We start from the raw sequence: 24,572 nt of genomic DNA on the forward strand, positions 1-24,572 counted from the left end.
GGTATTGGCCTAGCGTCTCGATATGACAACTTTGCTTTATACCCACCCGGTCTGCCACCAGCATGTGACGCCTCCGGGTCACCCCGAACAGGTCGCGCGCCTGGAAGCGATTGAAACCGCTCTGGCTGCGCCTCAGTTCGCCGCTTTGGACAGGCGCATCGCCCCCAAAGGCACCGTTGATCACGTGCGTCTTGGCCACTCACTGAGGTATTTTGAGAAACTCGACGACGCAGCACCGGTCGAAGGGTGGGCGCAGTTGGATGGTGATACCTTTATGGCGCCGGGGTCACTTGAGGCAGCTTTTCGCGCGATTGGCGCAAATGTCGCTGCAATAGACACTGTTTTAGCCGGAGAAGCACAGAACGCCTTTATCGCATGCCGGCCACCGGGCCACCACGCCGAAAAGGCGACCCCGATGGGGTTTTGCCTGTTTTCAACCGTCGCAATCGCCGCGCGCTATGCCGCTGAAACGCACGGGCTGGACCGGATCGCAGTGCTTGATTTCGATGTGCATCACGGCAACGGCACGCAGGATGTGCTGTGGCACGAAAGCCGTGTGCGGTTCGTGTCGACCCATCAGATGCCTTTGTATCCGGGGTCGGGTGGCATTCATCAGAAAGGTGCCTTCAAGCAGATCTTCAACACCCCCCTTGAAGAGGCGACCGGTGGAGAGGTCATGCAAGCGGCTTGGGAAGACATGATTTCCGGTGTGTTAGAGCCTTATAAACCGCAATTGGTGCTTGTTTCGGCCGGGTTTGATGCCCATCGGCGTGATCCCTTGGCAGGCCTCCAATGGGAGACCGAGGACTTTGCCTGGCTGGCCCATCGCATCTGCGATTTGGCAGATAAATGCTGCGACGGCCGGGTGGTATCCTCGCTTGAGGGCGGCTATGATCTTCAAGCCCTTGGCGACAGCGTCGGGGCCTATGTCAACGTGATGATGGAGCGAGGCGCATGAGCGATAAACCCGTAGGCGAGATGAGTTTTGAAGAGGCCATGCGCGCGCTGGAAGCGGTCGTGGGACAGTTGGAACGCGGTGACGTGGCGCTTGAGGATTCGATCAAGCTGTATGAACGTGGGGCCGAATTGAAGGCGCGCTGCGAAACGAAGCTTAAGGAAGCAGAAGAGAAGGTCGCGGCCATCACGCTTGACCCAAACGGAAATCCTGCGGGAACGACGCCGGTCGAAGGGCTCTGAATGTTCAGGGACCGGTTGGCGCAAACGCGTGCGCTGGCGCATGCCTGTCTGCACAGCGCAATTCGCTCTGAAGGTATTTTGGCGCAGCCGATGCGATACGCGACAGGCGGCGGTAAGGGCCTGCGCGCATTCCTGGTCATGGAAAGCGCGCGCTTGCATGGTGTGGACGACGCCAGATCTGTTTGGCCAGCTGCCGCGATCGAGGCAGTGCATGCCTATTCACTAGTGCATGATGACCTTCCCTGCATGGATGACGACGACCTGCGTCGCGGCCAGCCGACTGTTCACCGCAAGTGGGACGAAGCAACGGCGGTTCTGGTTGGTGACGCCCTTCAAACTCTGGCATTCGAACTGGTGACCAACGACGCCGTTGGCAATGCGCGTGTGCCATTGGTCGCGTCGCTTGCTAAGGCGGCCGGACAGGTCGGCATGGTGCATGGGCAGGCGCTTGATATCGCTGCGGAAACCGCGCGCACTCCGTTGGATTTGAACCAGATTACCGAACTTCAGGCCGGCAAAACGGGTGCCTTGATCCGCTGGTCTGCTCAGGCTGGGGCAGTGCTGGCTGGATCAGACCCGTCTGACATGGGACGCTATGCCAACGCATTGGGCCTCGCTTTCCAGATCGCTGATGACATTCTGGATGTCGAAGGGGATGCCAAGGCCTTGGGCAAGGCGGTTGGAAAAGACGCGGATGCGGGCAAGGCGACGTTTGTTTCGCTTTTGGGTCTTGAGGCAGCAAAGACCCGCGCACAAGAGCTTGCCGATCAAGCCTGTGATGCGCTGACGCAGTATGGTCAGGATGCCGATACCTTGCGGGAAGCCGCCCATTTCGTTATCCAGCGCGACAGATAGGCAGCGGGACGCAAATGACCGATACACCCGATACACCCATTCTTGACCGCATAACGGTCCCTGCAGACATGAAGGCGCTGAACGACCGGGAACTTCACGTGCTGGCCGACGAATTGCGCGCCGAGACGATCTCGGCGGTGTCCGAAACCGGCGGTCATCTTGGCGCTGGGCTTGGTGTGGTTGAACTGACCGTCGCACTGCATGCTGTTTTCGATGCGCCGCGTGACCGGATCATCTGGGATGTTGGCCATCAATGCTATCCGCACAAGATCCTGACAGGACGGCGCGACCGGATCCGCACCCTGCGCATGGAAACCGGGCTATCTGGCTTTACCAAACGCGCGGAAAGCCCGTTTGACCCGTTCGGAGCCGGGCACAGCTCGACCTCGATCTCGGCGGCGCTGGGCTTTGCGGTGGCGCGCGACCTGGGCGGCGCGCCGGAGCATGGCATCGGGGATGCAGTGGCCGTGATCGGCGATGGGTCCATGTCTGCCGGCATGGCGTTCGAGGCGATGAACAACGCGGGCCACCTCGGCCGCCGCCTGTTCGTCATTCTGAATGACAACGAAATGTCGATTGCGCCGCCTGTTGGCGCGATGTCAAACTATCTAAGCCGCCTTTATGCGGGCGAGCCGTTCCAAGAGCTGAAAGCCGCTGCCAAGGGCGCGGTCAGCCTGCTGCCCGAGCCGTTCCAAGAAGGCGCGCGACGGGCGAAAGAGATGGTCAAATCCATGACCGTAGGCGGCACCTTGTTCGAGGAATTGGGGTTCTCCTACGTCGGGCCGATTGATGGCCATGACATGGAAAGCCTGCTGTCGATCCTGCGCACGGTGCATGACCGCGCGACGGGCCCGATGCTGATCCATGTGATCACCAAGAAGGGCAAAGGCTATGCGCCGGCTGAGGCTGCGCGCGATCGCGGCCACGCCACTGCCAAGTTCGATGTGGCAAGCGGCAAGCAGCACAAGGCACCGTCGAATGCGCCCAGCTATACCTCGGTGTTTGGCAAGACGCTGGTCGAACTGGCGGGCAAAGATGACAAGGTCTGCGCCGTGACCGCGGCGATGCCGGACGGCACAGGGCTGAATCTGATGGCCGAACGCTATCCGTCGCGGTGCTTTGACGTGGGCATTGCCGAACAGCATGGCGTGACCTTCTCGGCGGCGCTGGCCGCTGGCGGGATGAAGCCCTTCTGCGCGATGTATTCAACCTTTCTGCAACGTGGTTATGATCAGGTTGTGCACGATGTGGCGGTCCAGCGCCTGCCCGTGCGGTTTGCAATTGACCGCGCTGGGCTGGTTGGCGCAGACGGTGCGACCCATGCCGGGGCGTTCGATATTGGCTTCATGGCGAACCTACCGGACATGGTGGTGATGGCCGCTGCCGACGAGGCAGAACTGATGCACATGGTCGCCACTGCACATTCGATCGACGACGGGCCTTGCGCCTTCCGCTACCCACGCGGCGAAGGGGTGGGCGTCGACCTGCCGGAACAGGGCGAGGTGTTGGAGATCGGCAAAGGCCGCATCATCCGCGAAGGGTCGCGGGTTGCGATCCTGTCTTTCGGCACGCGCTTGTCCGAGGTCGAGAAAGCCGCGGAAAAGCTATCGGTGCGCGGGATCGCCCCGACAATTGCCGATGCGCGATTTGCCAAACCGTTGGATCGCGATCTGATTTTGATGCTCGCCGCCGACCACGAGGCGCTGATCACCATCGAAGAGGGTGCAATTGGCGGCTTCGGCAGCCATGTCGCGCAGCTTTTGGCGGAAGAGGGCGTGTTCGACACCGGCCTTAAATACCGATCTATGGTGCTGCCCGACACGTTCATCGACCACGCCAGCCCGGCCCGGATGTATGAAGAGGCGAAGCTGTCCGCCAAAGACATCGAAGCGAAAGTGCTGGATGTTTTGGGCGTGGCGCAGATCGGCGAAAAGCGGGCCTAACCCTCGGCTTTTAGCAAAGCCGCCAGCCCTTCACGGTAAGTTGGATACAGCAGCTTAACGCCAAGTTCGTCCTTGATCCGATCATTACGCACCCGTTTGCTTTCCGCGTAGAAGCTGCGCGCCATCGGCGTCATCTCGGCGGTCTCATAGTCTTCTGCGGGCGGGTGTGGCAGGCCCAGAAGGTCTGCGGCGTGGGCCAGCACATCCTCGGGTGGGGCGGCAAGGTCGTCACAGACGTTGTAGATGCGACCCGGATTGGGGGCAGCGATTGAGGCAGCCAATATCTGCGCAATATCGTCCACATGGATGCGCGAAAAGACCTGATTTTCTTTGATGATCCGCCGTGCCGTGCCGCGCCGCACCTTGGCAAATGGTCCACGGCCCGGACCATAGATGCCCGCCAGTCGAAAGATATGCAGCGGCAGATCGGTTTCAGCGGCAAGGGCTTGCCAAGCGGCCTCGGCATCGACCCTTTGCTGCCCACGTTTCGTCGACGGAGAAAGCGGTGTTTCTTCGTCTATCCAGCCGCCCTGATGGTCGCCATAAACCCCTGTGGTGGACAGATAACCAACCCAGCGAAGTTGGGGTGCGAGGCGAACAATATCGTCTCTAACACGCCGCAAAACCGGGTCTCCGTCCATGTCTGGACCAGCCGAAATCAGCAGATGTGTCGCCTGCGACAGCGGCGCCGAGATGTCGGTGCCGGGCCATTGCAGGACATCTGGGCCAGCCTCGCGCGAGGTGCCGAATACAGTGAATTTCCCGACCAAACCCCGCGTCAAAGCGCGGGCCGAATAGCCATACCCAAAAATGAAAAGCGTCTTATCCATGCGCGCAGTATCGCCGTGCAGAAGCGATATGGAAGGGCAAACTGAGTATGACGTTTGGGGGTTGCGCTAACATCTGAAATTTGAACAATTGGTCCATGGAACAGTCTTCTTTCAAATCTTGGCCCGAAAGTGCAGCCCGGCTTGTTGCCGTGGCTGCAGGTCGTGCACCTGCGGATCTGGTGATAAATGCAGGCCGCGTCGTCAACGTCCACACCCGCGAAGTCCTGGAGGGTTGGCAGGTTGCAATTGCCGATGGTCGGTTCGCTTATGTCGGTCCGGATGCCAGCCACTGCATCGGTGACACTACCGAAGTGGTGGATGCGCAGGGTCAATACCTGATCCCCGGCTTGTGCGACGCGCATATGCATATCGAAAGCGGCATGCTGACGCCGGCCGAATTTGCGCGTGCCGTAATCCCGCATGGCACCACAACCATGTTCACCGACCCGCACGAAATCGCGAATGTGTTAGGGCTCGAGGGTGTGCGCTTGATGCACGATGAGGCTCTATTACAGCCCGTTAGCATCTTTACGCAGATGCCGTCCTGCGCGCCATCCGCGCCCGGATTGGAAACCACCGGTTATGAAATCACCGCGGACGATGTGGCCGAGGCGATGAATTGGCCCGGCATCATCGGTTTGGGCGAGATGATGAACTTCCCCGGTGTGATCAATGCTGACCCAAAAATGCTGGCCGAGATCGCGGCGACGCAAAACGCAGGCAAGACGGTCGGGGGGCACTATGCCAGCCCCGACCTTGGCCCCGCGTTTCATGCCTATGCGGCGGGTGGCCCTGCGGATGATCACGAAGGCACTTGCGAGGCCGACGCCATTGCCCGCGTGCGTCAGGGGATGCGGTCGATGATGCGGCTGGGATCAGCGTGGTATGACGTTGAAACGCAGATTACGGCGGTCACGGAAAAGGGTCTGGACCCGCGTAACTTCATCCTTTGCACCGATGACTGCCATTCCGGCACGCTGGTGCATGACGGCCATATGAACCGCGTTGTGCGCCATGCGATTTCATGTGGGTGTGATCCTTTGATCGCGCTGCAAATGGCGACGATCAACACCGCCACTCATTTCGGTTTGGAGCGTGAATTAGGCTCTATTACACCGGGACGGCGGGCAGATGCCATCCTGACCGATGATCTGACGACGCTGCCGATCAACCGCGTGATCGCGCGCGGCGTGACAGTGGCCGAGGGCGGAGAGGTCACGGTTGAGTGCCCACATCTGGACTGGCCCGAATATGCGCGCAAGACCGTCCATCTGGGCAAAACGCTCGGGGCTGCTGATTTCGAGATCGCGGCCCCAGAGGGCGCAAACTCGGTCCGGGCCAAGGTCATTGGTGTGGTGGAAAATCAGGCGCCAACCAAAGCACTGGTCCGCGATCTTGGCGTCGCGGATGGGTTGGTGCAAATGGATGAAGCGCAGGATGTTTGTCAGATCGCCCTTGTTGAACGCCACCGTGCAACGGGTGACGTGGTCAATGGGCTGGTATCGGGCTTTGGATACACGGGCCGGATGGCCATCGCCTCGACCGTGGCGCATGACAGTCACCACATGATCGTTGTGGGCACCAGCCGCGAAGATATGGCGCTGGCCGCGAACCGTCTGGGCGAGGTCGGCGGCGGCATCACGGTTTTCAAGGACGGGGAAGAGCTGGCCTTGGTCGAACTTCCCGTGGCGGGCTTGATGTCGGATGCGCCTGCCGATGAAGTTGCCGCGAAGGCACAGGCGATGGTGGAAGCAATGGCCGACTGTGGTTGCACGCTGAACAACGCTTATATGCAGCATTCGCTTCTGGCGCTTGTTGTCATCCCCGAGTTACGTATTTCTGATCTGGGTCTGGTTGACGTGACCCGATTTGAGCTGACCAATTTGATTGAGGAAAATTGATGTCCACCACCAACAACTCGATCCGTGTGATCACCCCGGAAGGTGGCGCGCACGAACCATTTACCGATGCAAAAGCCGCCGTTCAGCGGCTGAAAGAGCTGTATGACGACGCTTGCGCCTTTCTGTGCGATAGCTTCGAGGGCACGGTGTCCGGGGACAAGCCCAACACACGTTTTCGCGCTTTCTATCCGGAAATTGTGCTGACGACGACCAGCCACGACCAAGTCGACACGCGGCTGAGTTTCGGCCACGTGGCCGCGCCCGGTGTCTATCAAACCACCATCACGCGCCCCGATCTGTTCCGGCACTATCTTCGGCAGCAGATCGCGCTGTTGATCGAAAACCACGATGTGCCCGTCCATATCGGATATTCCGACACACCGATCCCGGTCCATTTTGCCGTCGCAAACAATCCCGGCATTACGGTGCCGCAAGAAGGCGCCATGAGCTTTCCCTTGCGCGATGTGTTCGACGTGCCGGATCTTTCATCGACCAATGATGATATCGTCAATGGCGTGGCCCAACGCAGTGAAAGTGGCGCCGCACCTTTGGCTCCATTCACCGCGCAGAGGGTCGATTACTCTTTGGCGCGGCTGTCGCACTATACTGCGACCAAGCCCGAAGATTTCCAGAACCATGTGTTGTTCACCAACTACCAGTTTTATGTCGAAGAGTTCGAGGCCTATGCCCGCCAGATGCTGGCAGACCCGGATAGCGGATATGACAGCTTTGTCGGACCCGGTTATCACCGGATTACCGCGGCAGATCAGGACTTGCCCCAACCTATGAAGCTTCCGCAAATGCCGTCTTACCACCTGACGCGCAAAGACGGGACAGGGATTACGTTGGTCAATATCGGGGTTGGACCTTCGAACGCGAAAACGGCAACGGATCACATTGCGGTTTTGCGCCCCCATGCGTGGTTGATGGTTGGCCATTGCGCCGGTCTGCGCAACAGCCAGCGTCTGGGTGATTTCGTTCTGGCCCATGCCTATCTGCGCGAAGACAAGGTGCTGGACGATGACCTGCCCCTTTGGGTGCCGATCCCGCCGCTTGCCGAAATCCAGATTGCGCTGGAACAGGCCGTTGCCGAAGTGACAGAGCTAAAGGGGTACGAGCTGAAACGCATCATGCGGACCGGCACGGTGGCGTCTTTGGACAACCGCAACTGGGAGCTGCGCGATCAATCTGGTCCCGTGCAGCGACTAAGCCAATCGCGCGCCATCGCTCTGGATATGGAAAGTGCGACGATCGCCGCCAACGGTTTCCGCTTCCGCGTGCCCTATGGAACGCTGCTCTGCGTGTCCGACAAGCCCCTGCACGGAGAGCTGAAATTGCCCGGCATGGCGTCTGACTTTTATACCTCTCAGGTGTCTCGTCACCTGCTGATAGGCATCCAGGCGATGGAGACCCTGCGCGAGATGCCGATCGAGCGAATCCACAGTCGGAAGCTCAGAAGTTTCGAAGAGACGGCATTCCTTTAGGGAAAGAAGCGCGATTTCGGGCAAAAAACCGCTATTTATTGGGGAAATCTGCACAACAAATCGTTGTGTCCCCCCTCTACATACAGTTAAATGCGCCCAATGAAGCCCAATAAATGGGTAAATGTGAGGAGTGTATTATATGTCGAAACCTATGACGAAGACCCAACTGGTCGCTGCCTTGGCCGAAGAAATGGGCTCGGACAAGAAATCGGCGTCGAGCGCGCTGGACGGTATCATCAACATCATCACCAAAGAAGTTTCTGGTGGTGGCGCTGTGACCCTTCCGGGTGTCGGCAAGATTTACTGCCGCGAGCGTCCCGCACGCATGGTGCGCAACCCCGCCACCGGCGAGCAGATCCACAAAGATGCCGACAAGGTCGTGAAGATGACCATTGCGAAGGCTCTGAAAGACAGCGTGAACGGCTGATCTTGGTGCCTTCGGGGCTTGTCCCCGGACACGAATTCGGAAAGGGTCGCCCAAGTGGCGGCCCTTTTCTTTTGCCGGAGGTGACATGGATCTGCGCGCGATTCTGATGGGGCTGGGTTTTGCCCTGATGTGGAGTTCGGCCTTCACGTCCGCGCGCATCATCGTGGCGGACGCACCACCGCTCTATTCGCTCGCGCTACGGTTTTTGATTTCAGGGCTGCTTGCCGTGATCATTGCACGCGCCCTTGGGCAAAGCTGGAAATTGACCCGCAACCAGTGGCGGGCGGTGATCATCTTCGGCGTCTGCCAGAACGCGCTATATCTGGGTCTGAATTTCGTCGCCATGCAATGGATCGAAGCTGGTCTGGCGTCGATCATCGCCTCGACCATGCCCCTGATGGTGGCCTTGGCGGGGTGGATCCTGATGGGTGACAGGATGCGCCCGCTGGCGATGGTCGGGCTGTTGGCCGGGATGATTGGTGTCGCCCTGATCATGGGGTCGCGGTTGTCTGGCGGCGTTGATGTGACCGGCGTGGTGCTTTGCTTTATCGCCGCCGCCGCCCTGACTGCCGCCACTTTGGCCGTGCGCACAGCCTCGTCCGGCGGCAATCTGATGATGATCGTCGGCTTGCAAATGTTTGTGGGGTCCGCCGTGCTGGCCGTCGTCGCCCTGTTTCTGGAAAGCCCGGCGTTCGAACCCAGCCTGCGCTTGGGTCTTGCGTTCACCTATACCGTCCTTGTGCCCGGCGTGCTGGCCACTTGGGTCTGGTTCGCGCTGGTGGGTCGCATAGGCGCGGTGAAGGCAGCAACCTTTCATTTCCTCAACCCGTTCTTTGGCGTCGCAATTGCCTGGCTCTTGCTGGGTGAAGCGCTGACCACCACCGATTTTATCGGTGTTGCCATCATCACGTTTGGCATCCTTGCGGTGCAGCTTTCGAAACAAAACCCCACACAGACGTGAAGGCGCGCGTTGCCATCGTGAGATGACATTTGCGGCCATTTCCATAGGTTTGATGCCATGGAGCTTTTGTTCGGATATCTTGCGGGCCTGCTGACCCTGATTAACCCGTGCGTCTTGCCGGTGTTGCCGATTGTGCTGGCGACAGCGCTGCAAGCCAGCCGTTACGGACCCCTCGCGGTTGCAGCAGGGATGAGCGTGTCTTTCGTCACGCTGGGCCTTGTCGTCACCGTGGCAGGCTATTCGATTGGCCTGACCGAAGACATGGTCGCGCGTGGCGGCGCGATCTTGATGGTCGCTTTCGGGCTTATCCTTATGACGCCCGTCTTGTCAGAGCGATTTGCAACAGCAACCACAGGCGTGTCCGCCCACGCCGATACAAGTTTTGACGATGTCGACCGCTCAAGCCTTGGCGGGCAATTCCTTGGCGGTATGTTGTTGGGCGCGGTTTGGAGCCCCTGCATCGGCCCGACGCTTGGCGGGGCAATCTCGCTGGCGTCACAAGGCAAAAGCATTCCTTGGGCGGCCGCAATCATGGTCGCGTTTGCACTGGGCGTGTCGACCATCATCATTGCGCTGGGCTATGGCGCGCGGTCTGCGATCATGCGCAGACAGGCTCTAATGCGCCGGATTGCGCAGAAATCCCGCCCCATCATGGGGGCGATCTTTCTGGCCGTCGGTCTGGCGATCCTGTTCCGTTTTCACCATGTCGTTGAAGCCTGGGCGGTGAACGCTCTGCCAGCTTGGCTAAACGATCTTTCCGTATCCCTTTGAAGGAGACCCCAATGAAACGCCGTGACTTTTTAACCCTGACCGCCGCTGCGGCCTTTGCACCACTGACCCTGCGCGCCGCGATTGCCGACTATGCGCCGGGTCTTGTGACCAAGGCTCTTGAGAATGGTGAAACCGTCTTTCTGGACTTCAAAGCCAGTTGGTGCAGCACCTGTGCGGCACAGGAGCGTGTGATCAATGCGCTTTTGGAAGAAAACCCGGCTTACGACCAATCCATCACCTTCATCAATGTTGACTGGGACGAACACGGGAAGTCCGAGCTTGCGAAATCCCTGCGTATCCCGCGGCGTTCGACACTTGTTGTGCTGAAAGGCGATCAGGAACTTGGGCGGATCGTGGCGGGCACCTCGGTGTCTGATATCAAGGCGCTGATGGATACGGCGCTTTCAGCGGCGACGGCTTAAGCCTTATCCGATCTTGCCGCGCACGCCTTCGCCCATCTGGGCGCGGTGCAGCATGACGTGATCAAGGATGACACAAGCCGCCATCGCCTCGCCCACGGGCACGGCACGGATGCCGACGCAGGGGTCGTGACGGCCCTTGGTGACAACCTCGATGGGTTCACCCGTCTTGGTGATCGACTGGCGTGGAGTCAGGATCGAACTGGTTGGCTTCACGGCAAAGCGCACGACAATGTCCTGACCGCTTGAGATACCGCCCAGAATGCCGCCTGCGTGGTTTGAGTTGAAGATTGGGCCGTCCGGTCCCATCGAAATCTCGTCCGCGTTCTCGGTCCCTCGCAGCCCCGCAGCCGCCATGCCTTCGCCAATCTCGACACCCTTCACGGCGTTGATCGACATCATCGCGGCGGCCAGATCAGTGTCTAACTTGGCGTAAATCGGGGCGCCCAGACCCGCGGGTGCGCCGCGCAGGACGACCTCGACCGCCGCGCCGACGCTGTCGTTTTCTTTGGTGCGCAGGTGCTGCAGGTAATCTTCCCATTCCTTGACCGCCGTATTGTCGGGCAGCCAGAATGGGTTTTGGTCAATCGCGTCCCAGTCGAACTTCTCACGATCCAGATGCAAAGCGCCCATCTGGGTCATGTAGCCCTTGATCTGAAGCCCCGGCAGCAGCGCCTTCAGCGCCTCACGCGCCACGCCACCAGCGGCCACACGCGCCGCCGTTTCGCGGGCCGAGGATCGTCCACCCCCGCGCGGGTCGCGGATACCATATTTCTGCCAATAGGTGATGTCGGCATGACCGGGGCGGAAGGTCTTTTCGATCTCGCCATAGTCTTTCGAGCGCTGGTCGGTGTTTTCGATCATCAACTGAATGGGCGTGCCAGTGGTCTGACCCTCATACACACCCGACAGGATGCGCACCTGATCGGGTTCGTTGCGCTGCGTCATGTTCTTGTTCTGACCGGGCCGACGTTTGTCGAGCCAGACCTGTATCATCTCAGCTTCCAGCGGCACGCCCGGAGGGCAGCCATCGACCGTCGCCCCCAAGGCAGGTCCGTGGCTTTCACCCCATGTGGTGACGCGGAAGATATGACCGAAACTGTTCATCGACATGCGCAGGCTCCTTCGTTGCAAGCGTGATAGCGAAGGCCCGCGCGAAAGGGAAGCGCATCGGCGTCAGGTCTGTTCGCGGCGGTGCTTGGGTTTCGGGCTGGGACCAGCGTCATAGCGCGGGTTGGGGTCTCGCAAAATCGGATTGCGATTCGACACGGACGGCCGGCTTTCGCGCCAAACGATAAAGATACCGGACCCGATGATAATCGTTGCTCCGACGCCGACCCAGATGTCCGGCAGCTCTTCGAAAAACAGCAGCCCGAACAGAGTTGCCCACAGAATCTGACTGTATTGGGTCGGCGCGATCACAGCAGCGGGCGCCGCGCGATAGGCCGCGATGATCAGGATCTGCGCAAAGACGGACAACGCACCGACTCCGGCGACAAGCCCCAGATCTCCCAGCTCCATCGGGCGATAGACAAACGGCAGGATCAGCCCCATGAACAGGATGGACGACAGCATCGGAAACAGGATCATGACAGCGGTCCGTTCCTCGTTGCCGATCTTGCGCATAATCACCGATCCAAGGCTTGAGCAGAAAGCAGCGATCAAGGCGCAGATATGACCAAAAGTGATTTCCGTAACACCTGGTCTAAGCACAACCAGCACCCCGACAAGACCCACAAAAACGGCAGCCCAACGTTGTGCACGCACGGTTTCGCCAAGAAAAATTGCGGACATCGCGGTGATCAAGAGCGGTGTGGCAAAAAGCAGAGCATAGACCTCGGCCAAAGTCAGAACGGTGAACGCGTAGAAGGCCGACGACATCGCGATGACTGATGTCGCCGCGCGCAACAAGATCAGCCACGGGTGACGCGGGCGGAAATTATCGACCTGCCGGTCAGCCAACATCAGGATAGACATCGGCACAAAGGCAAACAGCATCGCGAAAAAGATAATCTGGAAGACGGCATAGTTGACGCCCAGCGCCTTAATGATCGCGTCATGGGTCGCAAAAACCCCGAATGCCGCGAAAGCAAAGCCCAGCCCCCTGACGGGTGTGTGTGTGATTTCCGACATGGCCGGCTCCGATACTTTGGGTGTTAGCGGTCACATCGCGCATTGCCGCCGTGACGTCAAGGGGGGGTTGTCAAGCCAACGCAAAGCGGTCACAGATAGCGATACCTCGGGGTGCCGGACTGACCGGCTGAGATGCAATGACGCAAACCCGTTGAACCTGAACCGGCTAGAACCGGCGGAGGGAAGGTCAGGCTCATCCTCACCCGAACACCGTCCGGCGCCATAGGAGGATGAAAATGAAAGCCATTTCCTTTGTCGCAGGCGCAGCACTTGCAACCGTCGCCAGCACGGCCTCGGCAGATACGCTGACCGTTTACACATATGACAGCTTCACGTCGGATTGGGGCCCCGGCCCGGCCGTCGAGAAGGCGTTTGAGGCCGAATGCGACTGTGACCTTGAGTTCGTCGCAATGGGGGACGGTGCCGAGCTTCTGGCGCGTCTGAAGCTGGAGGGCGCGCGCACGGACGCGGATATTGTGTTAGGCCTCGACACCAACTTGACGGCGGCAGCCAAGGACACCGGTCTGTTCGCGCCACATTCGGTGACGGCCGATTGGTCGCTGCCGATCGAATGGACCGATACGACTTTTATCCCCTATGACTGGGGCTATTTTGCCTTTGTCTATGACAAGGAAAAGGTCTCTAACCCGCCGGAATCCTTCGATGCGCTCGCAGCGTCTGACCTTTCGATCCTCATCCAGGACCCGCGCAGTTCGACCCCAGGCTTGGGGCTACTGCTTTGGGTCAAGTCGGTCTATGGCGACAAAGCCGCCGAAGCTTGGGCTGGTTTGAACGATCAGGTTGTGACGGTCACGAAGGGCTGGTCAGAAGCCTACGGCATGTTTTTGGAGGGAGAGGCCGATCTGGTTCTGAGCTACACTACATCACCTGCCTATCATCTGATCGCCGAAGATGATGACAGCAAAGCCGCGATCGCCTTCGAGGAAGGCAACTACATGCAGATCGAGGTTGCTGGAAAAGTCGCCTCGTCCGATCAGCCGGAATTGGCTGACAAATTCATGGCCTTTGTTGCGTCAGAAGCGTTTCAGTCGATCATCCCGACGACCAACTGGATGTATCCAGCGGTAACGCCGAAAGCAGGCCTTCCCGCTGGGTTCGAGACCTTGGCGCAACCCGGCAAGGCGCTGGTCTTCTCGTCAGAAGAGGCAGGCGCGTTGCGCAAACCGGCAGTGGAAGAATGGCTCGCAACGTCGGCCAAATGAACCGTGCAACCACCCTTGGCGTGATCGCGCTGGGGGTGGTCGTTTGCCTGACCTTTGGAACACTGGCGGCCGTCGCCTTGCGTGCGGACGCCGTCGCGCGGCTTGGCCCGGCGGACTGGGCGGCGGTGCGGTTCACCTTATGGCAGGCAGCCCTGTCTGCCGCGTTAAGCATTCTGCTTGCCATCCCAGTCGCACGCGCCTTGGCACGGCGCCGTTTTCCGGGGCGCACTGTTCTTGTGACACTGTTGGGGGCCCCCTTCATTCTACCTGTCATCGTTGCGGTGCTGGGGCTGATCGCGGTTTTCGGCCGCTCTGGCGTCGTCAGCACCGTTCTGGGGGCTTTTGGCGCCGAACCCGTGTCTATTTACGGCTATCACGGGGTCATCTTGGCCCACGTCTTTTTCAATTTCCCGCTCGCGACGCGGTTGATCTTGCAAGGCTGGCTTTCAATACCGGCCGAGCGTTTCCGTCTGGCCGCATCGCTTGGGCTGCGCCCGCATGACATTGCGCGCATGCTAGAGCGCCCGATGTTGCGCGAGGTGGTGCCGGGCGCAGCTCTGGTCATCTTCCTGATCTGCCTGACCTCTTTCGCCGTCGCGTTGACTTTGGGTGGTGGCCCCCGCGCAACGACCGTCGAACTGGCGATATACGAGGCGTTCCGATTTGATTTTGACCTTGGCCGCGCAGCCCTGCTGGCCTTAATCCAGTTTGCCTTGGGGGCTGGCGCGGCGCTGATTGCTTTTTGGGTCGCGATCCCCGGTGATATGGGCGCTGGGCTGGACCGCGCCATTCGGCGCTGGGACGACAGCGTGCTGCACCGCACACGTGACGTTCTGGTTGTCGGGCTTGCGATGCTGTTTCTCGCCTTGCCGCTTGCGATGGTTGTGGTGAACGGATTACCGGGGGTGTTGTCGCTACCGGTTCAGGTTTACGCCGCTGCGCTGCGGTCCATTCTTGTGGCGCTTGGATCGGCGGGCTTGACGTTGATACTTGCGCTGCCGATCGCGGTTTACGCTGTTCAAAGGCGGTCTCGTCTTATCGAGGGGTTAGGCTATATGACGATCGCGGCATCGCCGTTGGTGATCGGCACGGGGCTGTTCATCATCACCTTTCCGTTCATCAAGCCCTCTGATCTGGCCTTGCCAATTACCGCCCTTGTCAACGCCGCGATGAGCCTGCCTTTCACCCTGCGCGCCTTGGTGCCAGCGCTTGCTGCGACCGAAGCGAACTTTGGCGCCCTCGCAGATGGATTGGGGATGCATGGCTTGGCACGCCTGCGCTATCTTTGGCTGCCCCGGCTACGCCGACCAATCGGATTTGCGCTTGGCCTTGCTGGGGCATTGTCTATGGGTGACCTTGGTGTAATCGCGATGTTTGCAGATACGCACAATGCCACGCTGCCTTTGCAATTGTTCCGACTGATGGGCGCCTACCGGATGGAGGACGCGGCCGCCGCCGGACTTTTGCTACTGCTATTGTCGCTTTCGATATTCTGGATTTTCGACCGAGGAGGCCGCGTCAATGCTGTCCGTTGAAGCCGCACAGGTCGTGCTGGATGATTTTTCCCTTTCGGCCGACTTCACAATCACCAAGGGCGCGCGCGTCGCCGTTCTGGGCCCCTCCGGGGCAGGCAAGTCAACTCTGCTCGCGGCGATCGCGGGGTTTCAGGATTTGGCGACAGGACGCATCTTGTGGAACGGTGAGCCCTTGCCTGACGACCCGGCCAAGCGACCGATCAGCATGGTCTTTCAAGACAACAACCTGTTCCCGCATCTGAGCGTTGCGCAAAATGTCGGGCTTGGTCTTAGGCCGGATCTGAAGCTGACGTCACAGGACCGGGAACGGGTTGAAACCGCCTTGTCCCGTGTCGGTTTGATGGGCATGGGCGCGCGCAAACCCGCACAGCTGTCAGGCGGCCAGATTGCCCGCGTCGCGTTGGCGCGGGTTCTTCTGCGCAACAAGCCCATACTGCTGCTGGACGAGCCGTTCAGCGCGCTTGGGCCCGCGCTGAAAGCCGAGATGCTTGATCTGGTGCGCGAGCTTGTGACCGAAACCGATGCGACTTTGCTGATGGTGTCCCATGACCCGCAGGATGCGCGTGCGTTGGCGGATCAGGTGGTTCTGGTCGCGGAGGGTTGGGCACATGCCCCGCAGCCAACCGCAGAGCTGTTTGACAGTCCGCCAGACGCCCTGCGCGACTATCTGGGCGGGTAGACCCAGCCCAACGAAAAAGGGCGCCCAGAGGCGCCCTTTTCTTGTCGTTTTCATCATCGCATCAGATGTCGACTTTTTTGCCCTTGTGCGGCGCCCAGAGCTTCTTGTTGGTCAGGTAAAGAAGCGAGGTCAGCAGGACCAGCATCAGAACCGAGACAAAGCCAGCTTGCTTGCGGGCCATCATCTTGGGCTCAGCCGTCCACATCAGGAAGGCTGATACGTCCTCGGCAATATGATGGGCCGAGTTGTTGTGGCCATCATCATAGTCGACAGTGCCGTCTTCAATCTGCGGCGCCATGGACACCCAGCCGCCCGGGAAGGCGGTGTTGCCGTAAAGAATGCTGCCAGCAACTTCTTGTTCTTCGCCGGTGAACCCGGTCAAGAAGCTGGCGATGTATTCCGCACCGCCGATGCCGCGGACCAGCTGGTTGATACCGGTGCCAGCGGGGCCATGGAAGCCCGCGCGGGCTTTGGCCATCAGTGACAGGTCCGGGCCCATGCCTTCGCCCGAAACGGTCGGGAAGAAATCTGACGGCTTGGCCGGGCGATCTTCGTCCAGTTCGGCGTCATAGACAAAGAAGTTTTCGGCCGCATAGGCACGCACTTCGTCTTCGGTGAAGTTCGGGCCACCGGGATCAGCCAATGTGCGCAAAGGCACGTAGCGCAGACCGTGACAGGCCGAACAGACCTCGGTGTAGACCTTCAAACCGCGGCGCAGTTGTTCTTGGTCGTATTTACCGAACGGGCCTTCGAACGAAAACGCGATGTCTTCGATGTGACCTTGATCGCCGGCGGCCAGCGCGCCACCAGTGGTGAGCGCCAGCGCCATGATTGCGGAGGTGGTGAGTGTCTTGATCATTGTTCCTTGATCCTTTCTCACTCGGCCGCTTTTTCAGCAGCGCCGGGATAATGGGCGTTGAAGTCGTCCTCGATCGAGGCCGGCGGCGTCGTGGGTTTCTCAAACAAACCCAGAAGCGGCAGGATGACCAAGAAGTAGGCGAACCAGTAGGTTGCACCGATCAGCGAAATCCAGTCATGCGGGAAGTTCGTGTCACGAGCACCGACCCACATCAAAACGATGAAGTCGATAACCAGCAGACGGAACCACCACTTGAAGGCTGGACGATACTGACCCGAGCGGACCGACGATGTGTCGAGCCACGGCACCAGCGCCATCACGAAGATCGCGCCGAACATGGCAAGCACGCCGAAGAACTTTGCGTCCACGATGCCACCTGTCAGGAAGCTGACAATCTGCACAGCCCAAACGTCAGCCGTGAAAGCGCGCAGGATTGCGTAGAAGGGCAGATAATACCATTCCGGCACAATGTGTGCGGGCGTCGCCAGCGGGTTGGCCTCGATGTAGTTGTCGGGGTGGCCCAGATAGTTGGGCATGAAGCCGACAATCGCAAAGAAGACGATCAACACGACACCAAGACCGAACAGATCCTTGATCACGAAGTAGGGCCAGAAGGGCAGAGTGTCTTTCTCGGCTTCTTCCTTCGAGCCACGGCGCACTTCGACACCGGTCGGGTTGTTGTTGCCCGTGGTGTGGAAGGCCCAGATGTGAACGGCCACAAGAGCGGCGATCACGAAGGGCAGCAGATAGTGCAGCGAGAAGAAGCGGTTCAGCGTGGCGTTGTCCACGGCTGGGCCACCCAGAAGCCAGGTTTGCAAACCTTCGCCGATGAACGGGATGGCGCCAAACAGGCCGGTGATAACGGTCGCACCCCAGAAGGACATTTGTCCCCAAGGCAGAACGTATCCCAGGAAGCCGGTGGCCATCATCATCAGGTAGATCAACATGCCGATGATCCACGTCACTTCACGCGGTGCCTTGTAAGAACCGTAGAACAGGCCGCGGAAGATGTGGATATAGACCGCCACAAAGAACAGCGACGCGCCGTTTGCGTGGATATAGCGCAGCATATGCCCGCCATTCACGTCACGCATGATGTGTTCGACCGATGCGAAGGCCATATCAACATGCGGCGTGTAGTGCATCACCAAGATGATGCCAGTAACGATTTGAAGCACCAGGCAGAACGCCAGGACGATGCCCCAGATCCACCACCAGTTCAGGTTCTTCGGCGTGGGGATCATCAGGGTATCATAGGCAAGACCAACGACGGGAAGCCGTTCGTGCAACCATTTCTCGAAACCCGTTTTGGGCTCGTAGTGATCGTGAGGAATTCCGGACATGTAAGCCTCCCTTAGCCCAGCTTGATCGTTGTTTCGTCGACAAACTCGGCGACGGGAACGGGCAGGTTTTCGGGTGCAGGACCCTTGCGGATACGACCAGATGCGTCGTAGTGCGACCCGTGACACGGGCAATACCAGCCCTGATAGTCACCGGCGCCATCACCCAAAGGCACACAGCCCAGGTGGGTGCAGACACCCATCATGACCAGCCATTCGCCATTTTCGTCCATGGTGCGGTTTGCGTCGTCCGCAGAAAGCGTCGCGTCGACGTTGTCATTGCGCGCGAACTTGTCGGGCAGATCAGCGGCGTCTTGTTCGCGGGCCAATCCGATTTCTTCTTCCGTGCGGTGACGAATGAAAACCGGCTTGCCCAACCATTTGACGGTCAGCTGTGTCCCCGGCTCGATCCCCGAGATATCGACGCGGATCGAGCTGAGCGCTTTCACGTCAGCCGAAGGGTTCATTTGGTTGACAAGCGGCCAAACCGCAGCACCGGCCGTAACGGCTGCGGCACCACCAGTTGCATAGTAAAGGAAATCCCGGCGGGTTCCTTCATGGTCGTCGGCGTGTGACAAGAGCGCATCTCCCTAGCTAGGTCGCAGAATTGCAACCGACACGACAGTAGACCGCCCAAGAAAGCAGTCCGTTTCGCGGCTGTTTATCCAAGGAATAGCCGCCAGTCCAGAAGTCATTAGGGCGCAGGGGTAGCTTTTCAAGGCACTGAGATCGCATGTTAGCGCGCGCAGCATGAAAAACTTCGGTCCATCGAGGGCCAATACGCGCTTTGTGGCGACTCAATAGGGTGCGGTGTCCTTGAAACTGTCCCGCGCGGCAAAGACGGCGAACCAGTCATCCAGCGCATCACGACCCTTGCGCCATTCGCGGTCAGCATGGCGGAAATCAAGATAGCCCAAGGCGCAACCAACCGATATTTGCCCCATGTCCAGCGGGCCAGACAGCTGGCTTATCCAACGGGCGTTCAGGGCATCCAGCGCGCCTTCGATCTTGCCCCATTGGGCATCCATCCAGCCGCCGAACTGCATGTCAGCGGGGCGGCAGCGGTTCTCGTAGACCATCAAGACACCGGCATCCATGATCGCATCACCGGTCGCTTCGACGGTCAGCACGTCCCAAATACGGCTTTCGGGGTAAAAGTCACTGCCGGCGCGGGCGTCCAGAAATCGCGTAACGACTCGACTGTCATAAAGAGCAGGGCCATCTGATCTGACCAGCGCGGGTATTTTTGATAAGGGGTTGGCAGCGGTCAATTGCGGGGCTGGCGCTGTCGGTGAGGACATGACCTCGACCAATTCGATGTCGTCTTGCTGACCCGTTTCCAAAATCACCATCCGCGCCTTTCGGGCGAAAGGAGAGGCTGGCGAAAAGATAAGTTGCATCAGTCAGACCTTTCGGAATCGGATACGGGTCAGGCTGACGGCATCAATTTCGATGCCGGGTCCACTGTCACCAAATCGAATCACGCGCCGCATACGCGCGGTCGCATTCACTTGTTCAGCGTCACGTCGCGCGGTCATCCCTTCGGGGGCATCATCCAAAGCGTCTTCGGCACGCTGATCGCGGCGACCGCGTTCGACAGAGCGGGCAAGGGCATAGGTCGCAACCGCGACGGTGCCATAGCGCAAAGCAATAGCGGCAATTGGGGCTAGGGGCAGGGGCATGTGATCCTCCTTCCCATTAAATGTAGGGAGGCAGAGCGGGTCTGTCCACTTTTGGTGCTTGCTTGGCGATCATTTGCCGACGAGTCAGACCACCAGCCGATGGCCATCACAGCTGGTCGGCGTGGCGGTCACGATCGCGCCCTCAACCTGTGGTTTGCCAAATACTACTTCGGCAAAATGCTCGGTGCGGCCCATGGTGGGGTTTTCCAACAGGATTTGATGCTTACGTCCAACATGGGCGGCAAGGTGGCGATCAACCTGCGCGTCACCTGCGGCGCGCAGGCGGGCGGCGCGCTCTTTTATAATGGTCCCGTTAACCTGCGTGGGAATTTTGGCCGCCGGGGTGCCTTCGCGTTTGGAATACGGGAACACGTGCAGCCAGGTCAGGTCGCAATCCGCGACCAGTTTCAGGCTGTTTTCAAAATGGGCGTCCGTTTCGGTCGGAAAGCCTGCAATGATATCGGCGCCGAAGGTGATGTCGGGGCGCAATCGGCGGGATTCTTCGCAAAAGGCAATGGCGTCATCGCGCAGGTGACGGCGTTTCATCCGTTTCAGGATCAGGTCGTCGCCATGTTGCAGGCTCAGGTGCAGATGCGGCATCAGACGCTGCTCGGACGCGATGGCCAGCATCAGATTATCATCCGCTTCAATGGAATCGATCGAGCTGATCCGCAAGCGCGGCAAGTCTGGCACGAGGCGCAGGATACGCATGACAAGGTCACCGAGCCGAGGCCCGCCCGGCAGGTCAGCGCCCCAACTGGTCAGGTCCACGCCGGTCAACACAACCTCATTGAAGCCTTTATCCACAAGGCGCTTGATCTGGTCGACCACCACGCCTGCGGGCACGCTGCGCGAATTGCCCCTGCCATAGGGGATGATGCAAAAGGTGCAGCGGTGGTCGCAGCCGTTTTGCACCTGCACATAAGCGCGGCTTCGCGTGCCGAACCCGTCAATCAGATGGCTGGCGGTCTCGGTCACGGACATGATGTCATTGACCTGCACACGCTCGGTTTCGCCGATCAGGTCTGGGGCAAGGCCCGCCCATGTCGCGGGTTCCATCTTTTCATGGTTGCCGATCACGGCGTCCACCTCGTCCATGGCCGCAAAGGTTTCGGGCTCGGTCTGGGCCGCGCATCCGGTGACAATCACCTTGGCGTCGGGGTGTTCACGGCGCAGCTTGCGAATTTCCTGACGGGCTTTGCGCACAGCCTCGGCGGTGACGGCACATGTGTTCACCACCACGGCGCCCTCAACGCCCGCGTCGTCGGCCAACCGCTTCATTGCCTCGGTTTCATAGGCGTTCAGGCGACAGCCCAGCGTCGCGAAAACGGGGGGTTTGGCCGTCATGCTACAGCCCCTTCAGGAAGGCGGGCGTAAGCTGGCCCCTGTAAACAAATGCGGTCGGTCCGGTCATCCAGACCCCGTCGTCGCGCCAGTCAAGCGTCAGCCAGCCGCCGTCCAGCTCCATCCGCAGGCGCTTGTCGGTCAGGCCGCGCTGATGGGCGGCAACGGCGGTTGCGCAGGCACCTGATCCGCAGGCCAGCGTGATGCCGGTGCCGCGCTCCCAGACGCGCATGCGGATTTCATCACGCGCACGGATTTCGGCGAATTCGACATTGGTGGCTTCAGGGAACAGCGGGTTGTGTTCGATGCGCGGGCCGATGTCGGCGACATCCACCGCATCAACGTCGTCCACGAAGAAAACACAGTGCGGGTTGCCCATACCGACTGCGACGGGGTCACCGTCTAGCGGCAGATGGGCCGTATCGGCCTTGTGCGACAGAGGCACAGCTTTCCAGTCAAGCTGAGGCACCCCCATATTTACCGAGACCTGATCGCCGTCCGTGCGGGCCTCAAGAATGCCACGTGCGGTGCGAATGGTCAGGGTGCTTTTTCCGGTCGCGTCCAGAATAAAGCGCGCCACACAGCGCGTGGCATTGCCGCACGCTCCCGCCCGGCTGCCGTCTGCGTTCCAGAAATCAAGGTCGATATCGGCGGCGTCCGAGCTTCGGATCTCGGCCAGCTGGTCGAACCCGACACCGCGATTCCGGTCACCCAACCGGGCAGCCAAATCGCGTGTCACAACAGCGTCATGACCCCGTGAATCGATCATCACGAAGTCATTGCCCGCCCCATGCCATTTCATGAAGTCGATCGTCTGCGTATATGTGCCATCAGAAGCCATGCGCCGCGATATAAGCGTTTGTGTGAACTTTTGCCAGAGATCGCACACATTCCTTGGAAATTGGGGTTGACCTGTCCTGCCTGCGGTTATAGTCACCGCGCTCACAGAGTGGGCCGTTAGCTCAGTTGGTAGAGCAACTGACTTTTAATCAGTGGGTCGAAGGTTCGAATCCTTCACGGCTCACCACTTTCATCTTAATTATCAAGATGTTACGAGCCGCGCCATCGTGCGCGGCTTTCGTTTGTTTGCTTGCCGGAAGCTATACGAGAACTCGCCTCCCAAGAATCGCGCTTGTCGGCAAGCCGCTGCCTTGCAGAGCACCCACGCAAGGTGGGCCAAGGTAGATATGAAGGGCAAATGAGCGCGGCCGGACAAGGCGGAAATGGGTGTCGGCGGGCAGGCTCTTGAGTGCTCCGGTCTGTAGAGCGCGACCGGAGCATGCTGTTTGCGCCATACTGGCAAGGCTGCAGCCCAACCCCATGCGTCCCCTGCATACCCTATTCGATTTGAGCATTTGCGCTTGTGACCGTCCGGGCGCTAGCGTCGCTTCCACAAACACAGGGGAGTATCTCAATGACGAAATTTGTCAGAAGCCTGACGGCTGCGGCCGTCGTGGCGACAATGGCGTCGGCAGCATTTGCCGAAAATACCGTGCGTGTCGCCTATGACGCCGACCCGGTATCGCTGGATCCGCACGAACAGCTTTCGGGCGGCACGTTGCAGCTGTCGCACATGGTCTTTGACCCGCTGGTGCGTTGGACGCAAGACCTGCAGTTCGAAGCTCGCCTTGCTGAAAGCTGGGAGCAGATCGACGACACCACAATGCGCTTCAAGCTGAAAAGCGGTGTGAAGTTCCATTCGGGCAACATGTTGACCGCGAATGACGTGGATTGGACGTTTGACCGTCTGAAGCAAAGTGATGACTTCAAGGGGATCTTCGCTCAGTTCACAGATGTTGAAGTCATCGACGACATGACCTTCGATCTGAAAACCTCGGCGCCGTATCCGCTGGTGCTGCATACCGCGACCTACATCTTCCCGATGGACAGCGCGTTCTACACTGGCGAAACCGATGATGGCAAAGACAAGTCGGAAATCGTCAAGCACGGCGACAGCTTCGCATCGCGTAACGTGTCGGGCACCGGTCCTTATGTTGTGTCCGAGCGTGAGCAGGGCGTGAAAGTGGTGTTCGACCGTTTTGCCGACTATTGGGATACCGAAAGCAAAGGCAACGTGGACAAAATCGTCCTGACGCCGATTAAAGAAGACCCGACCCGCGTGGCCGCGCTTCTGTCTGGCGACGTTGACTTTATCGCGCCGGTTCCGCCGACCGACCTGCAACGTGTGGCAGATGCCGATGGCGTCGACCTGATCACCATGCCCGGCACCCGGATCATCACATTCCAGATGAACCAGGAACGTGTTGAGGCGTTCAAGGATGCACGCGTACGCAAGGCGATCGACTATGCCGTGAACAACGCTGGTATCGTTGACCGTATCATGCGGGGCTTCGGCACCGTGGGCGGTCAAGCAAGCCCTGCAGGCTACCTGGGGTATGACGAGGCATTGGCCCCGCGTTTCGACGTGGAAATGGCGAAGTCATTGATGGCTGATGCTGGATATGCCGACGGTTTCTCGATCACCATGATGGCGCCGAACAACCGCTATGTGAACGATGACAAGATCGCACAGGCCGTTGCCTCGATGCTGGCGCAGATCAACATCAAAGTTGACCTGCAAACCATGCCGAAAGCGCAATACTGGCCCGCGTTTGATGAACGTGCGGCTGATATGATGATGATCGGCTGGCATGCGGACACCGAAGATTCTGCCAACTTCCACCAGTTCCTGACGGCGTGCCCGGACGAAGCAACCGGTAACGGTCAGTATAACTCGGGCAACTACTGCAACGAGGAAGCAGACGCTTTGATGATCGCCACGAATACGGAAACCGACCAAGCCAAACGCGGCGAAATGCTGAAAAAGCTGGAAGGTATCCTGTATGAAGAGGCAGCCTTTATTCCGCTGCACTGGCAGAACCTTGCTTGGGGTTCCAAGTCGGGCATGAACTCGGGTGAGATCGTGAACGCACTGAACTTCCCGTATTTCGGTGACCTGGTCGTCGAATAAGCATCCCTACAACCGGGC

The 24,572-nt window shown here is 59.4% G+C and carries 24 protein-coding genes, 1 tRNA gene and 1 riboswitch; of the genes, 15 read left to right on the top strand and 10 right to left on the bottom strand.

Features of this window, described 5'->3' with window-relative positions:
• The first annotated feature begins 22 nt into the window (after positions 1-22).
• From Q0864_RS06725 to dxs, 4 genes are read left to right on the top strand one after another with little or no spacing between them, the layout of a single operon-like run.
• Complete coding sequence (locus Q0864_RS06725; protein ID WP_298567066.1) at positions 23-958, top strand: histone deacetylase family protein; 936 nt, start codon at positions 23-25, stop codon at positions 956-958.
• Positions 955-1,197 (top strand): exodeoxyribonuclease VII small subunit, encoded by a 243-nt coding sequence (locus tag Q0864_RS06730; protein WP_298567068.1) that lies wholly within the window; start codon positions 955-957, stop codon positions 1,195-1,197. The genes Q0864_RS06725 and Q0864_RS06730 overlap by 4 nt, the downstream gene beginning before the upstream one ends.
• Positions 1,198-2,052, top strand: a complete 855-nt coding sequence (locus Q0864_RS06735) for a polyprenyl synthetase family protein (RefSeq protein ID WP_298567070.1) — start codon at positions 1,198-1,200, stop codon at positions 2,050-2,052.
• Between the two features lie 14 nt (positions 2,053-2,066).
• Positions 2,067-3,995 (top strand): 1-deoxy-D-xylulose-5-phosphate synthase, encoded by a 1,929-nt coding sequence (gene dxs, locus Q0864_RS06740; RefSeq protein ID WP_298567072.1) that lies wholly within the window; start codon positions 2,067-2,069, stop codon positions 3,993-3,995.
• Here the strand turns inward: dxs and Q0864_RS06745 are convergent.
• Positions 3,992-4,825, bottom strand: coding sequence for an SDR family oxidoreductase (locus tag Q0864_RS06745; RefSeq protein WP_298567074.1), 834 nt, complete (start codon positions 4,823-4,825; stop codon positions 3,992-3,994). The two genes, dxs and Q0864_RS06745, sit on opposite strands and share 4 nt — an antisense overlap.
• 95 nt (positions 4,826-4,920) lie before the next feature.
• On the opposite strand from Q0864_RS06745, the gene ade reads away from it, so the two are divergent.
• The 6 genes from ade (at position 4,921) to Q0864_RS06775 (ending at position 10,791) form a co-directional block, all read left to right on the top strand.
• Positions 4,921-6,726 (top strand): adenine deaminase, encoded by a 1,806-nt coding sequence (ade, locus tag Q0864_RS06750; protein ID WP_298567076.1) that lies wholly within the window; start codon positions 4,921-4,923, stop codon positions 6,724-6,726.
• Positions 6,726-8,210 (top strand): AMP nucleosidase, encoded by a 1,485-nt coding sequence (locus Q0864_RS06755; RefSeq protein WP_298567078.1) that lies wholly within the window; start codon positions 6,726-6,728, stop codon positions 8,208-8,210. The genes ade and Q0864_RS06755 overlap by 1 nt, the downstream gene beginning before the upstream one ends.
• A 139-nt stretch (positions 8,211-8,349) precedes the next feature.
• A complete protein-coding gene (locus tag Q0864_RS06760; RefSeq protein WP_091427903.1) occupies positions 8,350-8,637 on the top strand; it encodes an HU family DNA-binding protein in 288 nt (95 codons plus the stop codon).
• Positions 8,638-8,722: 85 nt separating this feature from the next.
• The gene (locus Q0864_RS06765; protein WP_298567083.1) at positions 8,723-9,598 is read left to right on the top strand and encodes a DMT family transporter; all 876 of its coding nucleotides are present in this window, start codon (positions 8,723-8,725) and stop codon (positions 9,596-9,598) included.
• A gap of 57 nt (positions 9,599-9,655) precedes the next feature.
• Complete coding sequence (locus tag Q0864_RS06770) at positions 9,656-10,369, top strand: cytochrome c biogenesis CcdA family protein (RefSeq protein WP_248364778.1); 714 nt, start codon at positions 9,656-9,658, stop codon at positions 10,367-10,369.
• Between the two features lie 11 nt (positions 10,370-10,380).
• Positions 10,381-10,791 carry a thioredoxin family protein gene (locus Q0864_RS06775; RefSeq protein WP_298567088.1) on the top strand — a complete coding sequence of 137 codons (411 nt, stop codon included), beginning with the start codon at positions 10,381-10,383 and terminating at the stop codon, positions 10,789-10,791.
• Positions 10,792-10,794: 3 nt separating this feature from the next.
• Here the strand turns inward: Q0864_RS06775 and aroC are convergent, their stop codons facing one another.
• Positions 10,795-11,901, bottom strand: a complete 1,107-nt coding sequence (aroC, locus tag Q0864_RS06780) for a chorismate synthase (protein ID WP_298567090.1) — start codon at positions 11,899-11,901, stop codon at positions 10,795-10,797.
• Between the two features lie 63 nt (positions 11,902-11,964).
• Positions 11,965-12,921 carry a DMT family transporter gene (locus Q0864_RS06785; RefSeq protein ID WP_298567093.1) on the bottom strand — a complete coding sequence of 319 codons (957 nt, stop codon included), beginning with the start codon at positions 12,919-12,921 and terminating at the stop codon, positions 11,965-11,967.
• A gap of 97 nt (positions 12,922-13,018) precedes the next feature.
• A riboswitch (TPP riboswitch) is annotated at positions 13,019-13,122 on the top strand.
• Positions 13,123-13,157: 35 nt separating this feature from the next.
• On the opposite strand from Q0864_RS06785, the gene thiB reads away from it, so the two are divergent.
• Genes thiB through Q0864_RS06800 form a run of 3 tightly spaced genes read left to right on the top strand, consistent with a single transcriptional unit; the run spans position 13,158 to position 16,358 of the window.
• Positions 13,158-14,144, top strand: coding sequence for a thiamine ABC transporter substrate binding subunit (gene thiB / locus Q0864_RS06790; protein ID WP_298567096.1), 987 nt, complete (start codon positions 13,158-13,160; stop codon positions 14,142-14,144).
• Positions 14,141-15,679: a thiamine/thiamine pyrophosphate ABC transporter permease ThiP gene (locus Q0864_RS06795; protein ID WP_298567099.1), complete on the top strand. Its 1,539-nt coding sequence runs from the start codon at positions 14,141-14,143 to the stop codon at positions 15,677-15,679. Before thiB ends, Q0864_RS06795 begins: the two co-directional genes overlap by 4 nt.
• Positions 15,666-16,358: an ATP-binding cassette domain-containing protein gene (locus Q0864_RS06800; RefSeq protein WP_298567101.1), complete on the top strand. Its 693-nt coding sequence runs from the start codon at positions 15,666-15,668 to the stop codon at positions 16,356-16,358. The genes Q0864_RS06795 and Q0864_RS06800 overlap by 14 nt, the downstream gene beginning before the upstream one ends.
• 61 nt (positions 16,359-16,419) lie before the next feature.
• On the opposite strand, the gene Q0864_RS06805 is transcribed toward Q0864_RS06800, so the two are convergent.
• From Q0864_RS06805 to dapF, 7 genes are all read right to left on the bottom strand, one after another.
• Positions 16,420-17,217 carry a cytochrome c1 gene (locus tag Q0864_RS06805; protein WP_298567104.1) on the bottom strand — a complete coding sequence of 266 codons (798 nt, stop codon included), beginning with the start codon at positions 17,215-17,217 and terminating at the stop codon, positions 16,420-16,422.
• A gap of 17 nt (positions 17,218-17,234) precedes the next feature.
• Positions 17,235-18,560 carry a cytochrome b gene (gene petB, locus Q0864_RS06810; RefSeq protein WP_298567107.1) on the bottom strand — a complete coding sequence of 442 codons (1,326 nt, stop codon included), beginning with the start codon at positions 18,558-18,560 and terminating at the stop codon, positions 17,235-17,237.
• 11 nt (positions 18,561-18,571) lie between these two features.
• Complete coding sequence (gene petA / locus Q0864_RS06815; RefSeq protein WP_298567110.1) at positions 18,572-19,135, bottom strand: ubiquinol-cytochrome c reductase iron-sulfur subunit; 564 nt, start codon at positions 19,133-19,135, stop codon at positions 18,572-18,574.
• A 219-nt stretch (positions 19,136-19,354) separates the two neighbouring features.
• Positions 19,355-19,957 carry a glutathione S-transferase gene (locus Q0864_RS06820; RefSeq protein ID WP_298567113.1) on the bottom strand — a complete coding sequence of 201 codons (603 nt, stop codon included), beginning with the start codon at positions 19,955-19,957 and terminating at the stop codon, positions 19,355-19,357.
• A gap of 3 nt (positions 19,958-19,960) precedes the next feature.
• Positions 19,961-20,239, bottom strand: coding sequence for a hypothetical protein (locus Q0864_RS06825; RefSeq protein WP_298567115.1), 279 nt, complete (start codon positions 20,237-20,239; stop codon positions 19,961-19,963).
• 84 nt (positions 20,240-20,323) lie between these two features.
• The gene (mtaB, locus tag Q0864_RS06830; protein WP_298567117.1) at positions 20,324-21,586 is read right to left on the bottom strand and encodes a tRNA (N(6)-L-threonylcarbamoyladenosine(37)-C(2))-methylthiotransferase MtaB; all 1,263 of its coding nucleotides are present in this window, start codon (positions 21,584-21,586) and stop codon (positions 20,324-20,326) included.
• A gap of 1 nt (position 21,587) precedes the next feature.
• Positions 21,588-22,424, bottom strand: coding sequence for a diaminopimelate epimerase (gene dapF, locus Q0864_RS06835; protein WP_298567120.1), 837 nt, complete (start codon positions 22,422-22,424; stop codon positions 21,588-21,590).
• Positions 22,425-22,534: 110 nt separating this feature from the next.
• On the opposite strand from dapF, the gene Q0864_RS06840 reads away from it, so the two are divergent.
• Both Q0864_RS06840 and Q0864_RS06845 read left to right on the top strand, forming a co-directional pair.
• Positions 22,535-22,610, top strand: a tRNA-Lys gene (locus Q0864_RS06840).
• A gap of 387 nt (positions 22,611-22,997) precedes the next feature.
• Positions 22,998-24,554 (top strand): ABC transporter substrate-binding protein, encoded by a 1,557-nt coding sequence (locus Q0864_RS06845; RefSeq protein WP_298567123.1) that lies wholly within the window; start codon positions 22,998-23,000, stop codon positions 24,552-24,554.
• Positions 24,555-24,572: the final 18 nt, after the last annotated feature.

It is taken from the genome of uncultured Aliiroseovarius sp. (assembly GCF_947497285.1).
Classification (GTDB): Bacteria; Pseudomonadota; Alphaproteobacteria; order Rhodobacterales; family Rhodobacteraceae; genus Aliiroseovarius.